Here is a 1,674-nt window from a genome sequence, read left to right as displayed (position 1 = left end):
GTATAAGAAAGAAACATCCATTCTCATACCTTGGTTTAAGAAATGATTTATATATAAAGGCTAATTACCTTATATTAGTCTAATATGACTGGAGGTCAAGCAAAATGAATGAAAAATCAAGCTTGGCTCCAAAAACGCACGTTGAACAATCGAAGCTCAACAGGGGCTAGCTTTTTTTCTTTTTTCTGTTATAGAGAAGCGTTCTTTTGTTTTTTTTTCGAGCAGAAGCGGTGTTGATGGTTTTTAAATGAGTGGTTCTTCTTTGAATTTTTTTTCAACACGCTTGGCAAGGAATTTGAAGAAGACCGGGCTGATGAATGTTGCCACGAATGTCATGAAGACGATGGAGCTGAAGAGGTCTGGCGAGATGAGTCCTGCTTGCAGGGCCAGGCTTGAGGCGACGAGCTCCATTCCTCCTTTATTCGCGAGGCCAAAGCCGGTAGCAACGCCCTCAAAGAAGGAGTGTTTGCTAATGAGGTTGCCTATGCCTGCCCCGAGGGGTTGGAAGACGAGGACAATGACGGTGAGGAGTATGCCGAGGACGGGAGTGTTGGTGATGATGTCTGGTTGTACTTGTGTTCCGACTTGGATGAAGAAGAAGGGTGCAAAGAAGCCGAAGGTGAGTGTGCGGATGGAAGAGGTGATTTCTTGTCGTTCAGAATCTTCTTTTTCTTCGATGAGGGTGTATTTTATGGCAACACCTGCGAGAAGGGCGCCAAGCACGACGCCGACGTCAAGGAATTCTGCTGCAATGCTCATGAAGAGGACCATGATGATGCTGGCGATGAGGAGCTTATAGCTCGAGGTGGTTTTGCCTATGATTTTGAGAATGATGGGGATGAAGAGGTAGCGGGAGAGGTAGATGAGTGCAAAGAATATGATGAGGTGGAGGATAACAAGGGAGAACTGGCCGGTTGTTGAGCCACTCACGAGGGTCACGACAGCGCCGAGGATGAGAATTTCCAAGGTGTCGTCCAGCGTGCCTGCGCCAACGATGAGCCTGCCAAGGCGGGTGTTGAGCATGCCGAGTTCACTGAGGATTTCCACTGCAACCGCTTCTGCAGAGACGCCGAGGAGTGCCGCGACGATGATGGAGATGAGGATGCTTTGGTCGAAGAAGAAGTGGAGGGTTACGAAGCCGGCGGCGAAGGGGAAGAGTGCGCCAAAAAACATGATGAGGAAGGTGTTTTTTCCTTCTTTTAACATTGCTCCAACGTCTATTTCAAGCCCGGTGTAAAACATGAGGAAGATGAGGCCGAGTTTGGCAAAAGATGCGAGGAATTGTGTTTCAAAGCTGTTTTTGAATACGAGTGCATTGATCGGGGGGAACGTCAAGAAGAACCCAACAAGAAGGGGTGCAAGGACGCGGGGGAACTTGACGCTTTCAAAGATTTCTCCAAGCAGGTAGGAAATGGCTAGGCAGATGAAGAGGAAGGTGATAATCTCCATTGGCGTTTGTGCTCTTTCGTTTTTGTGTTTAAAAACTTTTTTATCATGTGCAGTTTTCGGGAGCGAATAGTTTTAAAGAATGAACTCATTCTCCTTCGTTGTGGGAAGACAAAAGATCGTAGACGGGACCATTATATTTATGGGTGTGGTGCTTATTTTGTTCTTGCTTCGTGAGTTTCAAGTCTTTCTCAGGCCGTTTGCCTTTGCGCTTGTTTTGACCTTCTT

General features: G+C 46.9%; 1 protein-coding gene. It reads right to left on the bottom strand.

Annotation, left to right across the window (positions count from 1 at the left end):
- Positions 1-243 precede the first annotated feature (243 nt).
- Entirely contained in the window at positions 244-1,449 is a 1,206-nt protein-coding gene (locus D6783_04240; protein ID RME52613.1) for a cation:proton antiporter, read from the bottom strand.
- Between the last annotated feature and the right edge of the window lie 225 nt (positions 1,450-1,674).

Source organism: Candidatus Woesearchaeota archaeon (assembly GCA_003694805.1).
Classification (GTDB): Archaea; Nanobdellota; Nanobdellia; order Woesearchaeales; family J110; genus J110.
The sequence above is the reverse complement of the archived record's forward strand: the minus strand, read 5'-3'. Positions and strand labels throughout refer to the sequence as shown.